Raw genomic sequence first — 18,758 nt, forward strand, 5'->3', positions numbered from 1 at the left:
TATGTGTCTGTCCTTGCTCAGAGTCGGGAAAAATCATTGAAAAGGGCGATACTCATCAATATTAGCAGCAAGGCTGCCCCAAATCTGAATCCAATTTCCTGCACCTTTTCCGGTACAGGCCTGCCTGTGATCACTTCGATGAAGTAATATAACAGATGCCCGCCATCAAGCACGGGTAAAGGCAATAAATTAATAATGCCTAAATTCACGCTGATTAATGCCAGGAATCCCAAAAAGTAAACTAATCCGTAATTGGCGCTGCTTCCCGCGCCCTGAGCGATGGAGATAGGGCCGCTCAAATTCTTCACCGACACGTCACCGGTGAATAACTTGCCGATCATCTTAATGCTGACCGATACAAGTTGCCATGTTTTATCCGCGGCAACCCAGAGGGACTCGCCGACGCCATATTCGAGTTGCAGGCGCATCTCATCCGGCCAAGGTGCCTGAGTCGGCGCCACGCCGATCACCCCCTCCACCTTACCACCATCAATGTTACGTGCCTTGGGAGTAACATCAAACTTAAGCTGTTCGCCGTCGCGTCTGATGGTCACGGTAAGCCGCTTGTCGGCAGCGGCCTTGACCTTAGTTTCAAACTGGTCCCAGTTGCTATAGGCACGGCCGTCGACGGCAACCAAGGTATCGCCGACCCTCAGCCCCCCGGCGTAGGCGGCGCCATCTTCGTCGACAAATCTCAGCGTAGGGATAATAGCGGGTCTATAGGGGTTGAGGCCTAAAGAGGTAATGGGCGACTCTGTCTCTGGGTTAAACTTCCAGTTGCGAGTATCGAGCTTATAGGTACGCTCCTCGCCCATCACGCCAGATAGGGGCGCCAAGGTTACATCGATGGCTTCATCGCCGATATGGCCCACCAGGGCATAGGTCACCTCTTCCCAGTTGCGCACGCTGCTATCGCCAACGGCGATCACCTGCATCGGCTTGTTGACCTTAACCACAGCCGCGGGGGAATCAGCCTGGGTCGATTCGATCACCGGCTTTATCGAGGGCACACCTATGAGGTACATGATGTACAGGGCAAAGATGGCAAAGATAAAGTTCGCCATAGGGCCGGCACCGACGATGGCGATGCGCTGCCAGACTGATTTGCGGTTAAAGGCCTGTGGCTTTAGCTCATCGGCAACGGTATCGACCCGCTCATCGAGCATCTTGACATAGCCACCCAGGGGGATCATGGCCACCACGTATTCGGTACCATCGGCACCGATTTTGCGCCAGATAGCCTTACCAAAACCGATAGAGAAACGCTCAACTTTCACGCCACAGCGTCTGGCCACCCAAAAGTGACCATATTCATGGGCCGTGATCAGAATCCCAAGGGCAATGATGAATGAGCCCAAGTTCCACAAAAAGTCTAGCATTCCTCTCCTTATCTCTGCTTCTGTTGGCGCGAGCCTGAAAACCTAATTGGCGCGAGCCTTAAAACTTATTTGGCGTGAGCCTTAAAGCTTGGCGACTCGTTCCTGCGCCGCACGCCGTGCCAGGCTGTCCAGCGCCAAAATATCTTCTATGGTGTCTAAGCTACGCTGCTCGACATGGCTTAGGCAATACTCATTTACCCGGGCGATATCGGTGAAACGTATCTTACCTGCCAGGAAGGCCTCTACCGACACCTCGTTAGCCGCGTTCAATACCGTTGTGGCTTCCTGCCCCTGTTCGCAGGCATCTATGGCCAGCTTCAAACAGGGAAAGCGGTTAAAGTCGGGCTTAAGAAAGCTTAACTGTCCGACTTTGAAAAAATCTAAAGGTTCAACACCCGCCGAAATTCTTTGCGGATAGGCCATGCAGTGAGCGATAGGGGTGCGCATATCTGGGTTGCCCATCTGGGCCAGCACGCTGCCATCCTTATACTGCACCATAGAGTGAATCACGCTCTGGGGATGCACCACCACCTTGAGTTGTTCTTTGGTGGCGTTAAACAGCCAGCGAGCCTCGATATACTCGAGTCCTTTGTTCATCATGCTGGCAGAGTCGACCGAGATCTTGCGGCCCATCGACCAGTTAGGATGTTTGCACGCCTGATCTGGCGTCATCTGACTCAGGCTATCGAGATCCGAGCTGAGAAATGGTCCGCCGGAGCCTGTCAGCAAAATATGTGAGATACCCGCACCGGCCAGATCACAGGCGCCAATGGCCTGCTGAGCAGGCTCAGGCAGACACTGGAAGATGGCGTTATGCTCGCTATCTACAGGTAACACCTTGGCGTTTGAGCCCTGCATCGCATCGATAAACAGGCGACCCGACATCACCAATGATTCTTTGTTGGCCAGCAGCACCCTTTTACCGGCCTTAACCGCCGCCAGTGTCGACGGCAAGCCCGCCGCGCCGACGATGGCCGCCATGACGCTGTCGACCTCGGGGAGCGCGACGATGGCCGCCAGCTCATCTTCACCAGACGAGACGGCAATCGCCATATGCGGCGGCAAGCGACGCTGCAACTCGGCCGCCGCCTGTGGGTCGACCATGTGGGCGATAGATGGATTGTGCTTGATACACAAGTCCAGCATCTTATCGACGCTCTTATGGGCAACCAGGGCAAATGCCTTGTAGGCCTCAGGATTTTGCTCGATAACGCTCAGGGTACTGGCACCGATAGAACCTGTGGCGCCCAGAATCACCATTTTCTGCATGGTTACATCCAAAATGCGATATAAATTAGGGTAAAGATAGGCAGTGCCGCCGTCAGGCTGTCGATGCGATCCAGCACACCACCATGACCCGGCAATATGGTGCCCGAATCTTTAATCTCGGCCACCCGCTTAAACATACTTTCAGAGAGATCCCCAAGGGCAGAGACCAGGGCAACAAACAGGGTAACACAGATCACTAGCCCCAGCTCCTGCTCGGGCGAGACCATCATGACCCCGGCCACTACAACCATAGTGGTCACCAGGCCACCGAGAAGCCCCTCGACGGTTTTTGCCGGGCTGACGTTTGGCATCAACTTGTGTTTGCCCAGGGCCTTGCCGGCGAAATAGGCGCCGGAATCGGTCGCCCATACGGTCAGCATCACCAGGAACACCAGGGAGCCGCCATAGTAAGGCATGCTCGCCGTGCTCAGGGCTTTTAGCGCGATCAGCGCAGTGAAACAGGGAACTAAGGTCAGCTGACCAAACATGGACTTGAGCATATGGCTCTTGGCCCACAACGCCGAACTTTTAGGGAAACTCAGCACCAAGAGGAGTGAGATGGTCCACCACATGGCGCCAATGAGGGTGATGGCCAGATAGACGGGGTGCATTTGCCCCTTAAACCAGATCTCTTCGGTGGGCACCAAGAGGTTTAACGCCACCAACAAGATGCCTATGGTCAGGGTGAAACTCCACTGGGTCACATTACAGCGCTTGTCTATGATGCGTCCCCACTCTTTGGCGGCGATCAAAAATACCGCCACCAAGGCCCATGAAAAATACTCCACAGGGAAAAAGAAAATGGCTCCCATCACCAATGGGATCAACCATACTGCTGTTATTATTCTATGTTTTAGCAAAACTTTCCCTCTTATATTTATTACTCAGCCTGCAAAGTCTCAATTTGAGAACCCGTCAATCCAAAACGGCGCTGCCGGGTAGCAAATACGGCTACCGCATCTTTAAAGGCTTGTTCATCAAAATCTGGCCACAACACATCAGTAAACACTAACTCTGCATAGGCGGCTTGCCATAACACAAAGTTACTAATGCGAAAATCGCCACCGGTGCGAATCATTAAATCAACTTCCGGTTGATTTTGCATGCTTAAATGCTGACTTAGCGCCTCCTCGGTGAACTGACTGCTGGTCATTTCACCAGATTCCACTTTTTTGGCTAAGGTTTGCGCCGCCTGCACTATGTCCCAACGACCGCCGTAGTTAGCAGCCACATTGAGAATTAAACCATCGTAGTGAGCCGTCTTCTCCATCGCCGCGGCGATCTGCTTCTGCAGTCGGGCAGAGAAACGACTGGTGTCCCCTATGACGTTAAGTCTTACACCGTTTTTATCCAGTAGTTTTATTTCTCGTTGTAAAACGGTGAAAAACAGCTCCATCAAGAGGCTGACTTCTTTCTCGGGTCTGCGCCAGTTCTCACTGGAAAACGCAAACAGGGTTAACGAACCTATCCCCATCTCTCGTGCCATACTCACGGCGCGACGAACAGTCTTCACACCGGCCTTATGGCCCGCGACACGGGGCTTGCCCTGTGCCTGTGCCCAGCGCCCGTTGCCATCCATGATGATAGCCACGTGCTTGGGGATAGACTGTTTTACCAGCTCTGCGAGTGCTTCATTAGATAACTCAGAGCCAGATTGAGATTCGATTGACATCAATTACAACCCTTAAAAATAGCAAACGCCGTGTAGTATACCCCTACACGGCGTGCGAACTCTAGTAACGAAACTGGGAGATTAGACTTCCATCAACTCTGCTTCTTTTGCCGCCAAGATCTCATCGATCTGCTTGATGTGAGCATCAGTAAATTTCTGAATCTCATCTTCGGTGCGGCGTACATCGTCTTCGGTACACTCTTTCTCTTTCTCTAGCGCTTTCACGTCAGAGTTAGCGTCACGACGCACGTTACGTACGGCGATACGACCATTTTCAGCCTCGGCGCGAACGACCTTGATCAAGTCTTTACGACGCTCTTCGGTCAGTGCAGGCAGTGGAATACGGATAGTCGTACCGGCAGACATTGGGTTTAGGCCCAGATCTGAACTCATGATCGCCTTCTCAACGGCTGCAATCATAGTGGTATCAAAGACTGTGATTGCCAGTGTACGAGAATCTTCGATCGATACGTTACCCACCTGCTTAAGCGGCGTTGGCGTACCATAGTAAGGCACCTTGATTGAATCAAGCAGACTTGGGTGAGCACGACCAGTACGTACCTTAGCCATTTGATTCTTAGTCGCTTCAACACACTTCGCCATGCGGCTCTTTGCATCTTCTTTGATTTCGTTAATCACGTTAAATATCCTTAAATTCGTTCGTATCGGGTTATTTATTCGGCAGTCTTACGGCTACTTCTGATAAGCGTACCTTCATGGTCGCCCATGATAACACGTCGTAGCGCACCAGGCTTGTTCATATTAAACACTAAGATAGGCATATCGTGATCTCTTGCAAGGGTAAATGCCGCAAGATCCATCACTTTCAATTCTTTTTCTAGGACTTCGCCATAACCCATCTCGTCATACTTCACCGCTTCAGGGTTCTTGACCGGGTCATCTGAGTAAACACCATCTACCTTAGTGCCCTTGAGCACCACTTCCGCTTCGATTTCGATACCGCGTAAACAGGCGGCAGAATCTGTGGTACAGAAAGGATTACCCGTACCGGCAGCGAAGATCACTACTCGGCCAGATTTAAGCAGGCTAATCGCTTCGGCCCAGTTATAGTCGTCACACACACCTTTCAAAGGGATGGCCGACATCAGACGGGCATTCACATAGGCTCTGTGCAGCGCATCGCGCATCGCCAGGCCATTCATTACGGTTGCCAACATGCCCATATGGTCACCCACCACACGGTTCATACCGGCTTGTGCCAGGCCTTCACCGCGGAACAGGTTACCGCCACCAATCACAACACCTACCTGAATACCAAGCTCGACCAGCTCTTTAATCTCTTGTGCCATGCGATCTAGCACCTTGGGATCGATGCCAAAGCCCTCTTCGCCCATCAGGGCCTCGCCACTCAGTTTGAGAAGAATACGTCGAAAAGCAGGTTTTGGATTTGTGCTCATAGTTGTTTATCCTGATAAATGCCGATGGGTAACGTGCCAATTATATAGGAAAAAAAGCGCTCTGCAGCAATCTAATTGGCATAATAAAACCGCAGCGAATGCTGCGGTTTTTAGGGTATCTTACAACTGGCTATTAAGCCTTAGAAGCGGCGATTTGCGCTGCTACTTCAGCGGCAAAATCTTCTTCTTTCTTCTCGATACCTTCACCAACTTCTAGACGAATGAAGTTAGTTACTGTAGCGCCTTTCTCTTTTAGGATTTCGCCAACAGTCTTCTTAGGCTCCATGATGAAAGCTTGACCAGTCAGTGATACTTCACCGGTGAACTTCTTCATACGGCCAGCAACCATCTTCTCAGCGATCTCAGCAGGCTTACCTTCGTTCATTGCGATTTCGATCTGAACGGCTTTCTCTTTTTCAACAACTTCAGCTGGTACGTCTTCTGGGTTAACGTAGTCAGGCTTAGAAGCAGCAACGTGCATAGCAACGTGCTTCAGAGTCTCTTCGTCAGCTTCGCCAGAAACAACAACACCGATACGGTCGCCGTGACGGTAAGAAGCTTGGTTAGCACCATCGATGTACTCAACGCGACGAACGTTGATGTTTTCACCGATTTTAGCAACTAGCGCAACACGAGTTTCTTCGAACTGAGCTTGTAGATCGGCGATAGTCACCTTACCTGCTGCAGCAACATCTAGAACTTCGTTAGCAAATGCTAGGAAGTTAGAGTCTTTTGCAACGAAGTCAGTTTGACAGTTAACTTCTAGAAGTACTGAGAAACCTTCGCCTTGCTTGATCAGGATAGTACCTTCAGCAGCGATGTTACCCGCTTTCTTAGCAGCCTTAGCAGCACCGCTCTTACGCATGTTTTCAATCGCTAGCTCAATGTCACCATTGGTTTCAGTTAGCGCTTTCTTACAATCCATCATGCCAGCGCCAGTACGCTCGCGTAGTTCTTTAACTTGGGCAGCAGTAATTGCCATTGTTAAATCCTCTATAGGTAACTCTACAAATCAAATGTGAAAAAACAGGGGCCTGTGGGCCCCTGTTCACCAATTATCTATCTTGGTTAATAAGGGCGATGAAATTCATCTCGCCTTTATTATTCAGCTTCTACGAAACCGTCTTGCTCAGCTTGTACCGCTAGGTCTTGACCACGACCTGCTTTAGCAGCCGCTGCTACAGACTCAGCATACAGACGAATTGCACGCATAGCGTCATCGTTACCAGGAACGATGTAGTTGATGCCGTCTGGAGAAGAGTTAGTATCAACAACAGCAACAACTGGAATACCTAGGTTGTTAGCTTCTTTAATAGCGATATGCTCATGGTCAGCACCGATAACGAAGATAACGTCAGGTAGGCCGCCCATGTTCTTGATACCACCAAGAGACTTTTCTAGCTTCTCAAGCTCACGAGTACGCATTAGCGCTTCTTTCTTGGTCAGCTTGTCGAAAGTACCGTCTACAGACTGGCTCTCAAGATCTTTTAGACGCTTGATTGATTGACGAACTGTTTTCCAGTTAGTCAGCATGCCGCCCAACCAACGGTTGTCAACGTAGTATTGATCACAAGAAATAGCAGCTTCTTTGATCGCTTCGCTTGCAGCGCGCTTAGTACCAACGAAAAGTACCTTACCTTTCTTAGATGCTACGTTGCTGATGAACGCTAGTGCTTCATTGAACATAGGCACAGTGTGCTCTAGGTTAATGATGTGTACACCGTTACGAGCGCCGAAGATGAAAGGCTTCATCTTTGGGTTCCAGTAACGAGTTTGGTGACCGAAGTGAACACCGGCCTGAAGCATGTCGCGCATTGAAACTGTAGTCATTTTTTTACCTTAAAAAATTAGGGGTTAGACCTCCACGCATCCCATATCTCCGACCTAAATAGGCACCCCGAAGAACGTGTCGATACGTGTGTGATTTAGTATTTAGTCATAGCCATGTATAATGGCCGCCACATTCGCTCTGAGATGGGGTAACAATGCACCTCATCGACAAGAGTCAAACATAACGGCGCGCTTTATACCATAATATCGGCGCCAACACAAATTTTTAGCGCCCTGAGGCGCCCCGAATTCGACTACCGACACAACAGAGAAAGCTTAATGAGTATAGTGATAAAAACCGCCGAAGAGATCGAAAAAATGCGCGCGGCAGGCAAGCTGGCCGCCGAAGTATTAGAGATGATTGCCCCCCACGTTAAGGCCGGGGTCACCACAAACGAACTCAATGATATCTGTGCGAAATATACCGAAGAGCAAGGCGCGATTTCGGCTCCGCTGGATTATCACGGCTTTCCTAAATCTATCTGTACTTCCATCAACGAAGTGATCTGCCATGGTATTCCCAGCGATCGCGCCCTCAAAGATGGCGACATCATCAATATCGACATCACAGTGATCAAGGATGGCTACCACGGCGATACCTCAAAGATGTTCCTCATCGGCGATGTCAGCGCGAAAGACAAGCGTCTATGCCGTGTGGCACAAGAAAGCCTATATGAGGCGATCAAGAAGGTACGTCCTGGCATGAAACTGGGCGAGATCGGCACCATCATCGAAAAGTATATCAAGAGCAAGAAAACCGGCCTGGAGAAATACAGTATCGTGACCGACTACTGTGGCCATGGCATCGGCGCCGGCTTCCACGAGGAGCCACAGGTGATGCACTATAAAAACAATGACAAGACGGTACTGCGTCCTGGCATGTGTTTCACCATCGAGCCGATGATCAATGCCGGTCGTCACACCAGTGTATTGGATAAGGACGACAACTGGACCGTCACGACCTCCGACGGTAAAAACTCGGCCCAGTGGGAACACACCCTGCTGATCACGCCAACTGGCGTGGAAGTCCTGACTCTGCGCGAAGAAGAAAACTTCCCCCGCATCATCAACCACTAATCGCACACGCAGCTAAATTGTGGTTTACTCCCATAGCAGGCCATCCGGCCTGCTATGCTCGCTCTGAGGTTAAGGACTGCAATGAACACTGCGCTAACAGCTAAGAACGCCCTAAAACAACAAAACCAAGAACTGCTAGAGCGTTTCAGCGCCGGCGAATCTGTGACCGCCCTGGTCAGCCAACGCTGCCGTTTCGTCGACGAACTCCTCATTGCCCAGTGGCAAGCCCATCAACTCGATGGAACCTCCATCGCCCTGATCGCCGTCGGCGGCTATGGCCGTGGGGAGCTGCACCCGCAATCCGATGTGGATCTGCTGTTCCTTATCCAAGGCGCGCTCGTCCAGAGTGACGAAGCCAAACTGAGTCAGTTTATCGCCTTCCTCTGGGATTCGGGCCTCGAGGTGGGCCACAGCGTGAGAACCCTGGATGAGACCATAGCTCAGGGCAAGGCCGATATCACCATAGCCACCAACTTGCTCGAAGCCAGATTACTCTGCGGGCCCCAGGCCATGTTTAACACCCTGTATGACAAGGTGCGCGAAGGTGACTTCTGGCCCGCCAGCGACTTTTTTGTCGCCAAGCGCGATGAACAGGTCATGCGCCACGCCAAGGCCAGCGCCTTCGATCTCGAGCCGAATCTTAAATCTTGCCCGGGTGGCCTGAGAGACATCCAGACCATCACCTGGGTAGCAATGCGCTACTTCGATGCCAGCTGCGCCGAGGAGCTGGTCGCCCATGGCTTCCTCGAGCAGGATGAACTCGAGGAGCTGCTCGAGTGTCAGGGTTACCTGTGGCAGCTGCGCTTTGCCCTGCATCTGATCTCGGGGCGCGACGAGAATCGCCTGCTGTTCGACCTACAACGCCAGGTGGCGGAGCTTCTTGGCTACAAGGATGAGACTCAACTTGCGGTCGAACAGATGATGAAGCGCTACTACCGCACCGTGCGCCGGGTGATGGAGCTCAACCAGATGCTGCTGCAACTCTTTAAGCGCGCCACCTTGGGCCACACCAAAGAGCTGGAGATCCAGCCCATCGACGAACAATACCAGCGCCGCGGCAGTTTCATCGAATCTCTCCAGACGGACCTGTTTAAGGACCCTGTGGAGATCATGCGGGTATTTTTACACGCGGCCCGCAACTCCAACATCAAGGGGATCTACGCCCCTACCCTGCGCAGCCTAAGACGCGCCCGTCGCGCCCAGCAAGCGCCGCTGATGGACAATGAGGACTGCCGAAAGGTATTTTTAGAGATACTGCGTCATCCACGTGGTATCGCCTCACTCTCCTTGATGCACCGCCACGGCATCTTATCGGCCTACCTGCCCGCCTGGCGTAATATCGAAGGGCAGATGCAGTTCGACCTATTTCACGCCTACACGGTCGATGAGCATACCCACAGACTACTGCTCAACATCGACAGGTTCTCACAGACGGAGCAGAAGGATGAGTTCCCTCTGGGCTCCATACTGATTAATCAGCTGCCCAAGAAGGGGCTACTGGTGCTCGCGGCCATCTTCCACGATATCGGTAAGGGACGCGGCGGCGATCACAGTAAGCTCGGCGCCGTCGATGCCCAGGACTTTTGCGATCTACACGGCCTCAACAAGCATGATGGCCGCCTGGTCAGCTGGTTGGTAGAGAATCACCTGCTGATGTCGGTGACCGCCCAGCGCCGGGATATTTCCGATCCCGATGTGGTGGCCGAGTTTGCCGACCGGGTGCGCGACGCCGTGCACCTGAGTTACCTCTACTGCCTCACGGTCGCCGATATCTGCGCCACCAACGAGAAAACCTGGAACAACTGGAAGGGCTCGCTGCTGCGCGATCTCTACTTCTCCACCCAGAGGGTACTCGCCCGGGGCAAGGAGAAGCCGGTGGATATTCGAGCCCGCGTGCGCGAGCATCAGGCCAAGGCAAAGAAAGAACTGCTACGCCGCGGGATCAAGGAGAAGAGCCTGGATACCCTCTGGCAGCGCTTCAAGGCCGACTACTTCCTGCGTCATCAACCCAATCAGGTGGCCTGGCACGCCGAGGCGATACTCAAGCACAAGCATGATGAGGCTCTGGTGCTGATCTCCAAGCACACCACACGTGGGGGGACCGAACTGTTTGTCTACAGCCAGGATAAGCCTAAGCTGTTTGCCACAGTGATGGCCGTGCTGGACAACAAGAACATCAATGTGCATGACGCCAATATCATGACCTCAAAAGATGGCTACGCACTGGATTCTTTCGTCATTTTAGAGCAAGATGGCAGCCCGGTGTCGCAGATCTCCCGTATCCAGGGGATCAAGAAGACATTGGTGAAAGCACTAAGCAATGACACGGCAAAACTGCCAAAATTTAAGAAGCTACCGCGTAAGATGAAACCCTTTAGGGTACCGACGCAGGTGAGCTTCCTGCCGGCGCGCAAACCAGGCACCAGCATGATGGAGCTGATCGCCCTAGACAGCCCAGGGCTGCTGGCCAAGGTGGGGGATATCTTTTATCGCTGTGAGATCACCCTGTTAGCGGCAAAGATCACCACCATAGGCGAACGCGCCGAAGATTTCTTTATGTTGCAGACACGAGGTGGGCAGCAACTGAACGAGACACAACAAGAGGCGCTCAGTGAAGCACTGGCCAAGGCGCTCGATACGCATAACCAAGTTTAATCAACAGACTATTTTACGATAATTGGGAGACGTTAATGGAGGCTTTACGCCAACGTATAGAAGCAGCTTTTGAAGCTCGCGCAGATATCACCCCTACCACAGTCGAGCCGAGTGTTCGTGCCGACGTTGAAAAAGCCATCGCCATGCTGGACACTGGTGAAGCACGCGTTGCCGAGAAGATCAACGGCCAGTGGCATGTGCATCAGTGGCTGAAGAAAGCCGTATTACTCTCTTTCCGCATCTTCGACAACCAAGTGATCGACGGTGCAGAAACCAAGTTCTTCGATAAAGTACCGATGAAGTTTGCCGACTATGATGAGGCGCGTTTCAAGCAGGAAGCAATCCGTGTGGTACCACCAGCTGCGGTGCGCAAAGGTTCTTTCATCGGTAAAAATACCGTGCTTATGCCTTCCTACGTTAACCTCGGCGCCTATGTCGACGAAGGCACCATGGTAGACACCTGGGCAACCGTAGGCTCTTGCGCCCAGATCGGTAAAAACGTTCACCTGTCAGGCGGTGTCGGTATCGGCGGCGTATTGGAGCCACTACAGGCCGGTCCAACCATCATCGAAGACAACTGCTTCATCGGTGCGCGCTCAGAGATCGTCGAGGGCGTGGTGGTCGAAGAAGGCAGTGTTATCTCTATGGGGGTATACATAGGCCAGAGTACCCGTATCTATGATCGTGAAACCGGCGAGATCCACTATGGTCGAGTACCTGCGGGGTCCGTTGTTGTATCTGGCACCCTGCCATCTCAGTGTGGCAAATATAACTTATATGCAGCCATCATAGTGAAGAAGGTCGATGCCAAGACCCGTGGCAAGGTGGGTATCAACGAGCTTCTACGCATCGTCGATTAATTTCTATCCAGCGCCAATATTAAAAAGCCAGGTTATTACCTGGCTTTTTTCCTTAATGGCCTGACAAGTACTCTACTTCGTAAGAATGCGCATTAGCAAGAGCTTTCCACGTTAAGCATCCTAATGGCGTTTGCTCTTCCATCACTATAAGAAAATCGTAATCTCCATTTTCCATCAGATATTTAGCATCTTTTAAAATAGTTTTTCCCTCAACAAGTGGTAAGCTATGACTCATAATTTGATGAATTCGCTTGTTTTCGATGTTTCTATCAACGGTCCTCTCTGCTGCAGTATCTAGTAATGGACTATGCCAATAATCTAAAACTGTCTTATCGATTACACCGACTACCTTGAAAGCAGATTCATCTCGAACCAGCGCAACCTTAGCATTACAATCGCTCATTAGTTGGCGTACTTCTCCAATGCTATTATATAGCCCCACTTCAGCTACAGGTTCTAAATGAATGTGACTAACATATTGCATGTTACTAAATTCATGTCCAGAGAGCATATCTAGACAAACTTCAACAATTTTAGGGTCAAAAAGAGTTCCTTTACCGCTTTCTAAAATCTCGGTCAATTTTTTAATACCAAGAGAAGGACGATATGGGCGATGACTAAGTACTGAATCAGCAACATCTGCAACACCAATTATTTGAGCTTCAAGAATTATCTGCTCACCTTTAAGCCCTCTTGGGTAGCCTGAACCATCCAAACGCTCATGATGTTGCAAAATCATCTGTTTGATTGGCCATGGAAACTCAACCTCATCAATGATGTCTGCACCTTGCTGTGAGTGCATTTTTACTAACTCATATTCTTCCTTGGTCAACCTAGAAGGTTTGGCTAAAATTTGTCCTGGCACACCTAATTTGCCAATGTCATGTATTAATGCACCAAGCTTTAACCCTTCCAGCTGTTGATCTTTCAGCCCAAGCTTCTCTCCCATTAAATATGCGAGCTGAGAAACCGATTTTTGATGTCCAGCCGTGTAAGCATCTTTCAATTCGACGGCATCAGATACCGCACCAATTAACTGTACTAAAGTGTAACTTAGTTGCTCACGCTGACTTCTAATCACCTGGGACTGCTTAGATAACACTCGCATTGAACGAGGTAATTCAACACTATGCCAAAGGATTGCTGCGAATACACTCAACGATTTCGCATCAACAGGGGTATAGGGGGTATCTCTGTTACCTACACCTATAACGCCCACAATTCGGTTACGATAATGAATAGGCACACTCATATGCCGTGTTAATTCGAAGTGTTTCTCAGGCAAACCCGTTTTACTTCGCGCTAACTCATAATTGTTATGAATCACCGCCTCGCCTTTCCTTATGCAATCAGCCCATATCCCCGCATCATTAAGATCTTGGTGCTTTTCCACAGGGATAGAGCACACATTTAAAACTGAATTAGACCAAGCCGTCAGAGTAAGTTTTTTTGACTTAGAGTTGTATAAATGTAAGTAGCCAATTTTGCTGTAAGTGAGAGAGATAGCTTGTTCTACTGCGGTTTGAAACACAGCTTCAGGCTTAGAAAGCATGACTGTTTCGATCTGAGTTAACCATTCATCACTGGACTGTATTGCATGATGATAGTCAGGGTGAAGCTCCATCAACCACTTATCTTCTAAGTTGATTTCGCTCAAAATGACTGACCAGAGCTTTTCTTTATTAGGTATGGGAGTAAAGACACCTTGAAGACCTCGCCCTTTGTCATCCACCCAATGACTAACTGCTCTTTCCTTATCAGACAATGTAATATTTGAAGCGTCAAATGATGAAAAACATGAAGATATATGTCTGTTTAATAATGTAGAAATAGGCTTATCAGCCAACCGGTAGAAATCTTCACTCACTCTTTTTATTTCAAAATGGCTGTTAATGATAGCCCAAGCGACAGGGCAATTCGTAGGCAGTTCAGTTCCCTTTAGAAACTGATCGTTATTGCGTATTCTCATCCACACACTCCAAATCAAAACAGTCCCTATTTGGATTTATCATACCCCCTTCAGCCCAATCTTTAAACATTTTGTTACCTACAGACATACTAATTTCCACACCTCACATTGCGATACATTTAGCGACAAATAGCTAACAGCTTTTCACTGGGTAAAGAGCTTTACTCATAATCGAACCCAACAGAAATATGCTAGGAGCACAAAATGAAAAAGTTACTCACGATTGCCGCCATCGCATTAGCACCACTGGCTTTTTCTTCTCAAGCCGCCATGTCTCCTCAGATGGAAAAAACCTTAGTTGCCGTATGCAAAGCCGGTGCAAGCAACAGTGTCATTACCTTTAATGGCACAATGAAAGAGTATCGCATCAATAAGCAGCGCGTGTTCCCACGCCTGGTATGTAATGATCAGAGCTTCCATCAGTTTGCCCTAAGCAACGGCGCCGATCGCACCGCCGCCAAGATTGAACGTTACACCTTAGGTTCTGTAACAATTAAAGATATCACCATGAACTATGATGACGATGATATTTTCGTCGTTAACTTCTAAGACAAGAGCTAACGAGTCTAAGACAGAATCTACGCTAGATTGCCGATAAAAAAAGAGCCTAAAGGCTCTTTTTTATTGGGGTTCGCCGATAAGTAAGCTTGCTAAAACACCACCGTCTTATTGCCGTAGACAATCACCGCTTCTTGCAACACCAGTTGCAATGCCTTACTGAGGACGCTCTTCTCGACATCCCGGCCACATCTGGCCAGCTCCTCGGCGCTGTAACTATGATCTACTGGGATCACGTCCTGCTTGATAATCGGCCCTTCATCCAGACAGTTATTGACGAAATGGGCCGTGGCTCCGATGATCTTCACCCCTCGCTCCCACGCCTGGCGATAGGGAGAGGCGCCAATAAAGGCCGGCAGGAAAGAGTGATGGATATTGATGATACGATTGGGGTATTGCTCAACAAATTCAGGGGTCAATACCCGCATAAATTTCGCTAACACCAGGTAGTCTGGGTCATATTGTGCTATGACTGCTAGCATCTCCTGCTCATGTTCATGGCGGGTCTTGCCCTCGTGAGAGACACAGTAGAAAGGCACATCAAACTTGTCGGCCAGCGGCTTGAGCGTATCGTAGTTGCCAACGATAGCGGCAATCTCCACATCCAGACCACCATAGTAGGCCTTCATCAGGATATCCCCGAGGCAATGCGCCTCCTTGGTCACCATCACCACCACACGCTTCTTGCCCTTGACCACCAGCTTACGATGTCGCTGCTCAGGAAGCACCTCATCGATATCGGCCAAGAACTTCGTCTCATCGAACACACCTTCCAACTCCGTGCGCATGAAGAATCGCCCCTGAGCATTATCGACAAATTCACTATTCTTAACGATATTGAGCCCGTGGGCATAACAAACACCTGTGATCTTAGTGATAAGTCCTGGTGCGTCGGCACAATCTGTGATTAATACTCTCTGTTGCATCTTCTCTACCTCTTAATGTCAAATTCTCACTATTTGCGCCTATCCAGATAGCGTTGCAATAAACGCCTGATACTCTCCGCTTTCGTGCCATAAACCAGCTGAACACCGTTTCCGACCAACACCACCCCCTTAGCCCCCAGCTGATTAAGCTGAGCCTTGTCCACCAACTCGGCATGCTTCACGCAGATACGCAGCCGTGTCAGGCAGGCGGTTAATTCATTGATATTATCCTGCCCCCCCAGGGCGGTGATCATGGAGATCAGGCCGGCCCGCTGGCCGCTCCCCGCCTCCATGCGTCCCGGCGTCTTGAGGTTAAAGGCCAATATGGCGCCGCGAAACACCAGATAATAGATAACCGCCGTGATGGGACCAAGGATCAAAAACCATTCTACATTTCTCGACTGTCCCAGCAATAGACTGAAGTCGACTAAGCCATGGGAAAACACCACGCTGTGGTGGATATCCAGCGAAATCGTCACCGCATAGGCAATCCCCGTCATCAGGGCGTGCAGGATAAACAGCAGCGGGGCGACAAACATGAAGGCAAACTCGATGGGCTCGGTGACCCCGGTCAGCCAACAGGCGGTGGCCGCCGACAGCATGATACCAGCCACCCGGTTGCGCTCATGTTTATCGGCGCAGCGCCAGATGGCCAGCGCCGCCGCGGGCAGCCCCCACATCTTAATCAGGTAGCCACCGGCCAGGTTACCGGCCTGCGGATCTCCCGCCAGGTAGCGGGCCACCTCTCCCCTTACCCATTCATCGCCATTAAAGTATTGCCCCATCTCCAGGTAGAAAGGCGCATTCCAGATATGATGTAACCCAAGGGGGATCAGCAGGCGTTCCACCATGCCGTATACGGCAAACGCCGAGGCGGGCTCCTGATAAACCGCCCAGTTAGAGATCTGCTCAATCCACTGTGAAAGCAAGGGCCACAACAACAGAAAAAGATAGGCCAATAAGATAGCCATGGGCAGCATCATCAAGGGCGCCGAACGACGCCCTTCAAAGAAAGAGAACACCGCTGGCAAGCGTATGCGCTCGCTATGTTTGACTGCGAAACAGGTAAAGGCCCCCACCAACATGCCACCGGCAATCCCTGTGTCTATGGTGGCTTGCCCCAAGATCATCTCGGTGGGTAAGTGATGGATCTTCGCCAGGGCCGACAGGCTAGAGAAAAATACCCCATAACCGAATACGGCGCTAAAGGCGGCAATCCCCTGATCTTTGCAGAAACCTATGGCTATGGTGACGGCAAACAGCATGGGCATCATGGAGAAAACCAGGTTGCCCACGGTCCACATTAGGGTGGCAAGATCGGCCGAAATAAAGGGGATGGGATTAGTCGCCAGGCCTATCATCACGCCCGCAGCAGGCAAGATGGCGATAGGCAGCAGCAGTGCTTGGCTCAGCCGCTGGGCAAACTTAAACCATTGACGACTGATCCGACTTAATCGGCCGTGCGGTCGTTGATGAGTTGGGTCCATTGGGTTAACCATGCTTTTGCTTCTACTTCCGGCTCCATCGTCTCACAGGCATCTATCTTAAGCAGTTCGCCTATGCGTGTGCCGCCAAGCTCAGTCAACAACTCATCGAAACGTATGCCGGCAAAACAGAAGGTCTCGTAACTCGAGTCACCCAGCGCCACCATGCCATATTCGAGTTTAGGCAGATAGGGCGCCTCGCCCCTCAGGGTCTCAAACCAAGGGCTGATATCATCGGGCAGATCGCCCTGGCCCGTGGTAGAGGTCACCACCAGCAGCAGCTCATCTTCGGGTGGTAAGAAACCATTGAGCGTCTCAGGCGTCATCAGAGTAACCTGGATATCTTTGGCCATCAGCTCTTCTTGCAGGGTCTCGGCAACAAACTGCGCATTGCCATAGACAGTTCCATATACCAGATTCACTTTTCTCATGTTTTACTTAGCCCTTAGCGCATTATTTACTTATACTCTAAACATACTTTATTGAAAGCTTGATAGCTACACTAGGTTATTGAGTTTCAAGGATCAATTAGATGCGACACTCGAGCCGACAGAAACATCTAAAGCATGTTCACCGCAGCGCGCACATCAGGCGCATGTGTTATTTCAGAACCGTTCAGTCCCTCTCGCTCAATCCGCCCTCCCCATCAGAAACAGACGCCCCCGAAGAGAAGCTATCGCCCCTCTCGGCAATCAAATCGGCCTGCGCACTGGTAAAGTAACCATAGGCCCTTAGCCTTGAGCAACAGACGTTTTGCTTTGAGACATTCTGTTTTCGAGACCAGATGTTAGACGCTAGACGTTAGACATTAGAAGTTGGCGATTAGACGTTAAAGGTTAAGCCTCACAGATAAGCTGCGCAGCTTCGCCGCTCAGTAGTGTATCGTCCCACCCCAGTAGCTGAAACAGCGCCAACCATTCACTCTCTAACTCTGCCTCTACCGCAATTCGCTCGCCGCTTCGCGGATGATTAAACTCCAGCTTCTTGGCAATCAACCACAAACGATTGATACCGCTATGCTCACGCATGAAACGGTTCTGTTTGCCGTCGCCATGAGTAGTGTCACCTATGATGGGGTGGCGCAGATGTGCCATGTGCCGGCGCAGCTGATGCTTACGCCCTGTATGTGGTGTCAGCTGAACTAGGGCATAACGACTGGTGGCGTATCGGCCTGATGGATAAGGGATCTCACAGTTAAGCAAGGGGCGATAGCTGGTCTGCGCCTCCTGCGCCGCCTTATTAGGATCGACATCTTTGTCGCCCAGGTCATCGAGCTCCTGCTTCAGAGGATAATCCAGCAGCCCAGGCTCGTGCATATTGCCCCTGACGAAGGCGATATAATGCTTTTGGACCGACTTACTGGCAAACTGTTCGCACAGCTGATTGGCCATCTCACTGCTCTTGGCAAACAGCAATACGCCAGAGGTTGGCCGGTCGAGACGATGGACGGGGAAGACGTGGCAGCCCACCAGATCCCGCGTCATCTGCATGGCAAAATATTTCTCCCGCCTCGCCAGATAACTGCGGTGTACCAGCAGGCCGGCAGGTTTGTGGATAGCAACCAGGTCGTCATCTTCGTAGAGGATCTCGATTTTCTTTGCCACTTCAACTGTGGTGCTGTCATGGTCACCGGCTAGTTGCTCGGTAAGATTTTCCATAGG

General features: G+C 50.8%; 17 protein-coding genes. 4 read left to right on the forward strand and 13 right to left on the reverse strand.

Translation table 11 applies throughout. The features are described 5' to 3' along the window. Nucleotides 1–17: 17 nt before the first annotated feature. From rseP to rpsB, 8 genes are all read right to left on the reverse strand, one after another. The gene (gene rseP / locus L1D47_RS00320) at nucleotides 18–1,379 is read right to left on the reverse strand and encodes a sigma E protease regulator RseP (protein ID WP_239882112.1); all 1,362 of its coding nucleotides are present in this window, start codon (nucleotides 1,377–1,379) and stop codon (nucleotides 18–20) included. Nucleotides 1,380–1,460: 81 nt separating this feature from the next. After that, nucleotides 1,461–2,648 (reverse strand): 1-deoxy-D-xylulose-5-phosphate reductoisomerase, encoded by a 1,188-nt coding sequence (gene ispC, locus L1D47_RS00325; protein WP_239882113.1) that lies wholly within the window; start codon nucleotides 2,646–2,648, stop codon nucleotides 1,461–1,463. Nucleotides 2,649–2,650: 2 nt separating this feature from the next. Next, the gene (locus L1D47_RS00330) at nucleotides 2,651–3,508 is read right to left on the reverse strand and encodes a phosphatidate cytidylyltransferase (RefSeq protein ID WP_041509280.1); all 858 of its coding nucleotides are present in this window, start codon (nucleotides 3,506–3,508) and stop codon (nucleotides 2,651–2,653) included. Between the two features lie 20 nt (nucleotides 3,509–3,528). After that, a complete protein-coding gene (gene uppS, locus L1D47_RS00335; protein ID WP_239882114.1) occupies nucleotides 3,529–4,320 on the reverse strand; it encodes a polyprenyl diphosphate synthase in 792 nt (263 codons plus the stop codon). Nucleotides 4,321–4,401: 81 nt separating this feature from the next. After that, entirely contained in the window at nucleotides 4,402–4,959 is a 558-nt protein-coding gene (frr, locus tag L1D47_RS00340) for a ribosome recycling factor (RefSeq protein ID WP_041509278.1), read from the reverse strand. A 35-nt stretch (nucleotides 4,960–4,994) separates the two neighbouring features. Continuing rightward, nucleotides 4,995–5,738 (reverse strand): UMP kinase, encoded by a 744-nt coding sequence (gene pyrH / locus L1D47_RS00345; protein WP_011866430.1) that lies wholly within the window; start codon nucleotides 5,736–5,738, stop codon nucleotides 4,995–4,997. 133 nt (nucleotides 5,739–5,871) lie between these two features. After that, nucleotides 5,872–6,720: a translation elongation factor Ts gene (tsf, locus tag L1D47_RS00350; RefSeq protein ID WP_239882115.1), complete on the reverse strand. Its 849-nt coding sequence runs from the start codon at nucleotides 6,718–6,720 to the stop codon at nucleotides 5,872–5,874. A gap of 119 nt (nucleotides 6,721–6,839) precedes the next feature. Then, complete coding sequence (gene rpsB / locus L1D47_RS00355; protein WP_011866432.1) at nucleotides 6,840–7,568, reverse strand: 30S ribosomal protein S2; 729 nt, start codon at nucleotides 7,566–7,568, stop codon at nucleotides 6,840–6,842. Between the two features lie 234 nt (nucleotides 7,569–7,802). On the opposite strand from rpsB, the gene map reads away from it, so the two are divergent. The 3 genes from map (at nucleotide 7,803) to dapD (ending at nucleotide 12,160) form a co-directional block, all read left to right on the forward strand. After that, the gene (gene map, locus L1D47_RS00360) at nucleotides 7,803–8,645 is read left to right on the forward strand and encodes a type I methionyl aminopeptidase (RefSeq protein ID WP_268747955.1); all 843 of its coding nucleotides are present in this window, start codon (nucleotides 7,803–7,805) and stop codon (nucleotides 8,643–8,645) included. Between the two features lie 81 nt (nucleotides 8,646–8,726). Beyond that, nucleotides 8,727–11,300 carry a bifunctional uridylyltransferase/uridylyl-removing protein GlnD gene (gene glnD, locus L1D47_RS00365; RefSeq protein ID WP_239882116.1) on the forward strand — a complete coding sequence of 858 codons (2,574 nt, stop codon included), beginning with the start codon at nucleotides 8,727–8,729 and terminating at the stop codon, nucleotides 11,298–11,300. A 35-nt stretch (nucleotides 11,301–11,335) separates the two neighbouring features. Continuing rightward, nucleotides 11,336–12,160 (forward strand): 2,3,4,5-tetrahydropyridine-2,6-dicarboxylate N-succinyltransferase, encoded by an 825-nt coding sequence (gene dapD / locus L1D47_RS00370; protein WP_239882117.1) that lies wholly within the window; start codon nucleotides 11,336–11,338, stop codon nucleotides 12,158–12,160. A 52-nt stretch (nucleotides 12,161–12,212) separates the two neighbouring features. On the opposite strand, the gene L1D47_RS00375 is transcribed toward dapD, so the two are convergent. Then, entirely contained in the window at nucleotides 12,213–14,129 is a 1,917-nt protein-coding gene (locus tag L1D47_RS00375) for an HD domain-containing phosphohydrolase (RefSeq protein ID WP_239882118.1), read from the reverse strand. Between the two features lie 204 nt (nucleotides 14,130–14,333). Here L1D47_RS00375 and L1D47_RS00380 point away from each other — a divergent pair, with 204 nt between their 5' ends. Beyond that, on the forward strand, nucleotides 14,334–14,678 hold the full coding sequence (locus tag L1D47_RS00380; protein WP_239882119.1) for a DUF3718 domain-containing protein: 345 nt from the start codon (nucleotides 14,334–14,336) through the stop codon (nucleotides 14,676–14,678). A 101-nt stretch (nucleotides 14,679–14,779) separates the two neighbouring features. Here the strand turns inward: L1D47_RS00380 and purU are convergent, their stop codons facing one another. The 4 genes from purU to truC form a co-directional block, all read right to left on the reverse strand. After that, nucleotides 14,780–15,613 carry a formyltetrahydrofolate deformylase gene (gene purU / locus L1D47_RS00385; protein WP_239882120.1) on the reverse strand — a complete coding sequence of 278 codons (834 nt, stop codon included), beginning with the start codon at nucleotides 15,611–15,613 and terminating at the stop codon, nucleotides 14,780–14,782. Nucleotides 15,614–15,642: 29 nt separating this feature from the next. After that, entirely contained in the window at nucleotides 15,643–17,100 is a 1,458-nt protein-coding gene (locus tag L1D47_RS00390) for a PTS transporter subunit EIIC (protein ID WP_239882121.1), read from the reverse strand. After that, on the reverse strand, nucleotides 17,064–17,528 hold the full coding sequence (locus L1D47_RS00395; RefSeq protein WP_239882122.1) for a flavodoxin: 465 nt from the start codon (nucleotides 17,526–17,528) through the stop codon (nucleotides 17,064–17,066). The genes L1D47_RS00390 and L1D47_RS00395 overlap by 37 nt, the downstream gene beginning before the upstream one ends. Nucleotides 17,529–17,933: 405 nt before the next feature. Further along, nucleotides 17,934–18,755, reverse strand: coding sequence for a tRNA pseudouridine(65) synthase TruC (gene truC / locus L1D47_RS00400; RefSeq protein WP_239882160.1), 822 nt, complete (start codon nucleotides 18,753–18,755; stop codon nucleotides 17,934–17,936). Nucleotides 18,756–18,758: the final 3 nt, after the last annotated feature.

This window comes from Shewanella sp. Isolate7, assembly GCF_022398425.1.
Classification (GTDB): Bacteria; Pseudomonadota; Gammaproteobacteria; order Enterobacterales; family Shewanellaceae; genus Shewanella.

Excerpts from the sequence above, each read along its gene's own strand:
- dapD (WP_239882117.1), top strand. The coding sequence starts at position 11,336 with ATGGAGGCTTTACGCCAACGTATAGAAGCAGCTTTTGAAGCTCGCGCA.
- L1D47_RS00390 (WP_239882121.1), bottom strand. The coding sequence starts at position 17,100 with ATGGACCCAACTCATCAACGACCGCACGGCCGATTAAGTCGGATCAGT.
- tsf (WP_239882115.1), bottom strand. The coding sequence starts at position 6,720 with ATGGCAATTACTGCTGCCCAAGTTAAAGAACTACGCGAGCGTACTGGC.
- purU (WP_239882120.1), bottom strand. The coding sequence starts at position 15,613 with ATGCAACAGAGAGTATTAATCACAGATTGTGCCGACGCACCAGGACTT.
- truC (WP_239882160.1), bottom strand. The coding sequence starts at position 18,755 with ATGGAAAATCTTACCGAGCAACTAGCCGGTGACCATGACAGCACCACA.
- uppS (WP_239882114.1), bottom strand. The coding sequence starts at position 4,320 with ATGTCAATCGAATCTCAATCTGGCTCTGAGTTATCTAATGAAGCACTC.
- pyrH (WP_011866430.1), bottom strand. The coding sequence starts at position 5,738 with ATGAGCACAAATCCAAAACCTGCTTTTCGACGTATTCTTCTCAAACTG.
- rpsB (WP_011866432.1), bottom strand. The coding sequence starts at position 7,568 with ATGACTACAGTTTCAATGCGCGACATGCTTCAGGCCGGTGTTCACTTC.
- L1D47_RS00395 (WP_239882122.1), bottom strand. The coding sequence starts at position 17,528 with ATGAGAAAAGTGAATCTGGTATATGGAACTGTCTATGGCAATGCGCAG.
- L1D47_RS00375 (WP_239882118.1), bottom strand. The coding sequence starts at position 14,129 with ATGAGAATACGCAATAACGATCAGTTTCTAAAGGGAACTGAACTGCCT.
- glnD (WP_239882116.1), top strand. The coding sequence starts at position 8,727 with ATGAACACTGCGCTAACAGCTAAGAACGCCCTAAAACAACAAAACCAA.
- L1D47_RS00380 (WP_239882119.1), top strand. The coding sequence starts at position 14,334 with ATGAAAAAGTTACTCACGATTGCCGCCATCGCATTAGCACCACTGGCT.
- rseP (WP_239882112.1), bottom strand. The coding sequence starts at position 1,379 with ATGCTAGACTTTTTGTGGAACTTGGGCTCATTCATCATTGCCCTTGGG.
- ispC (WP_239882113.1), bottom strand. The coding sequence starts at position 2,648 with ATGCAGAAAATGGTGATTCTGGGCGCCACAGGTTCTATCGGTGCCAGT.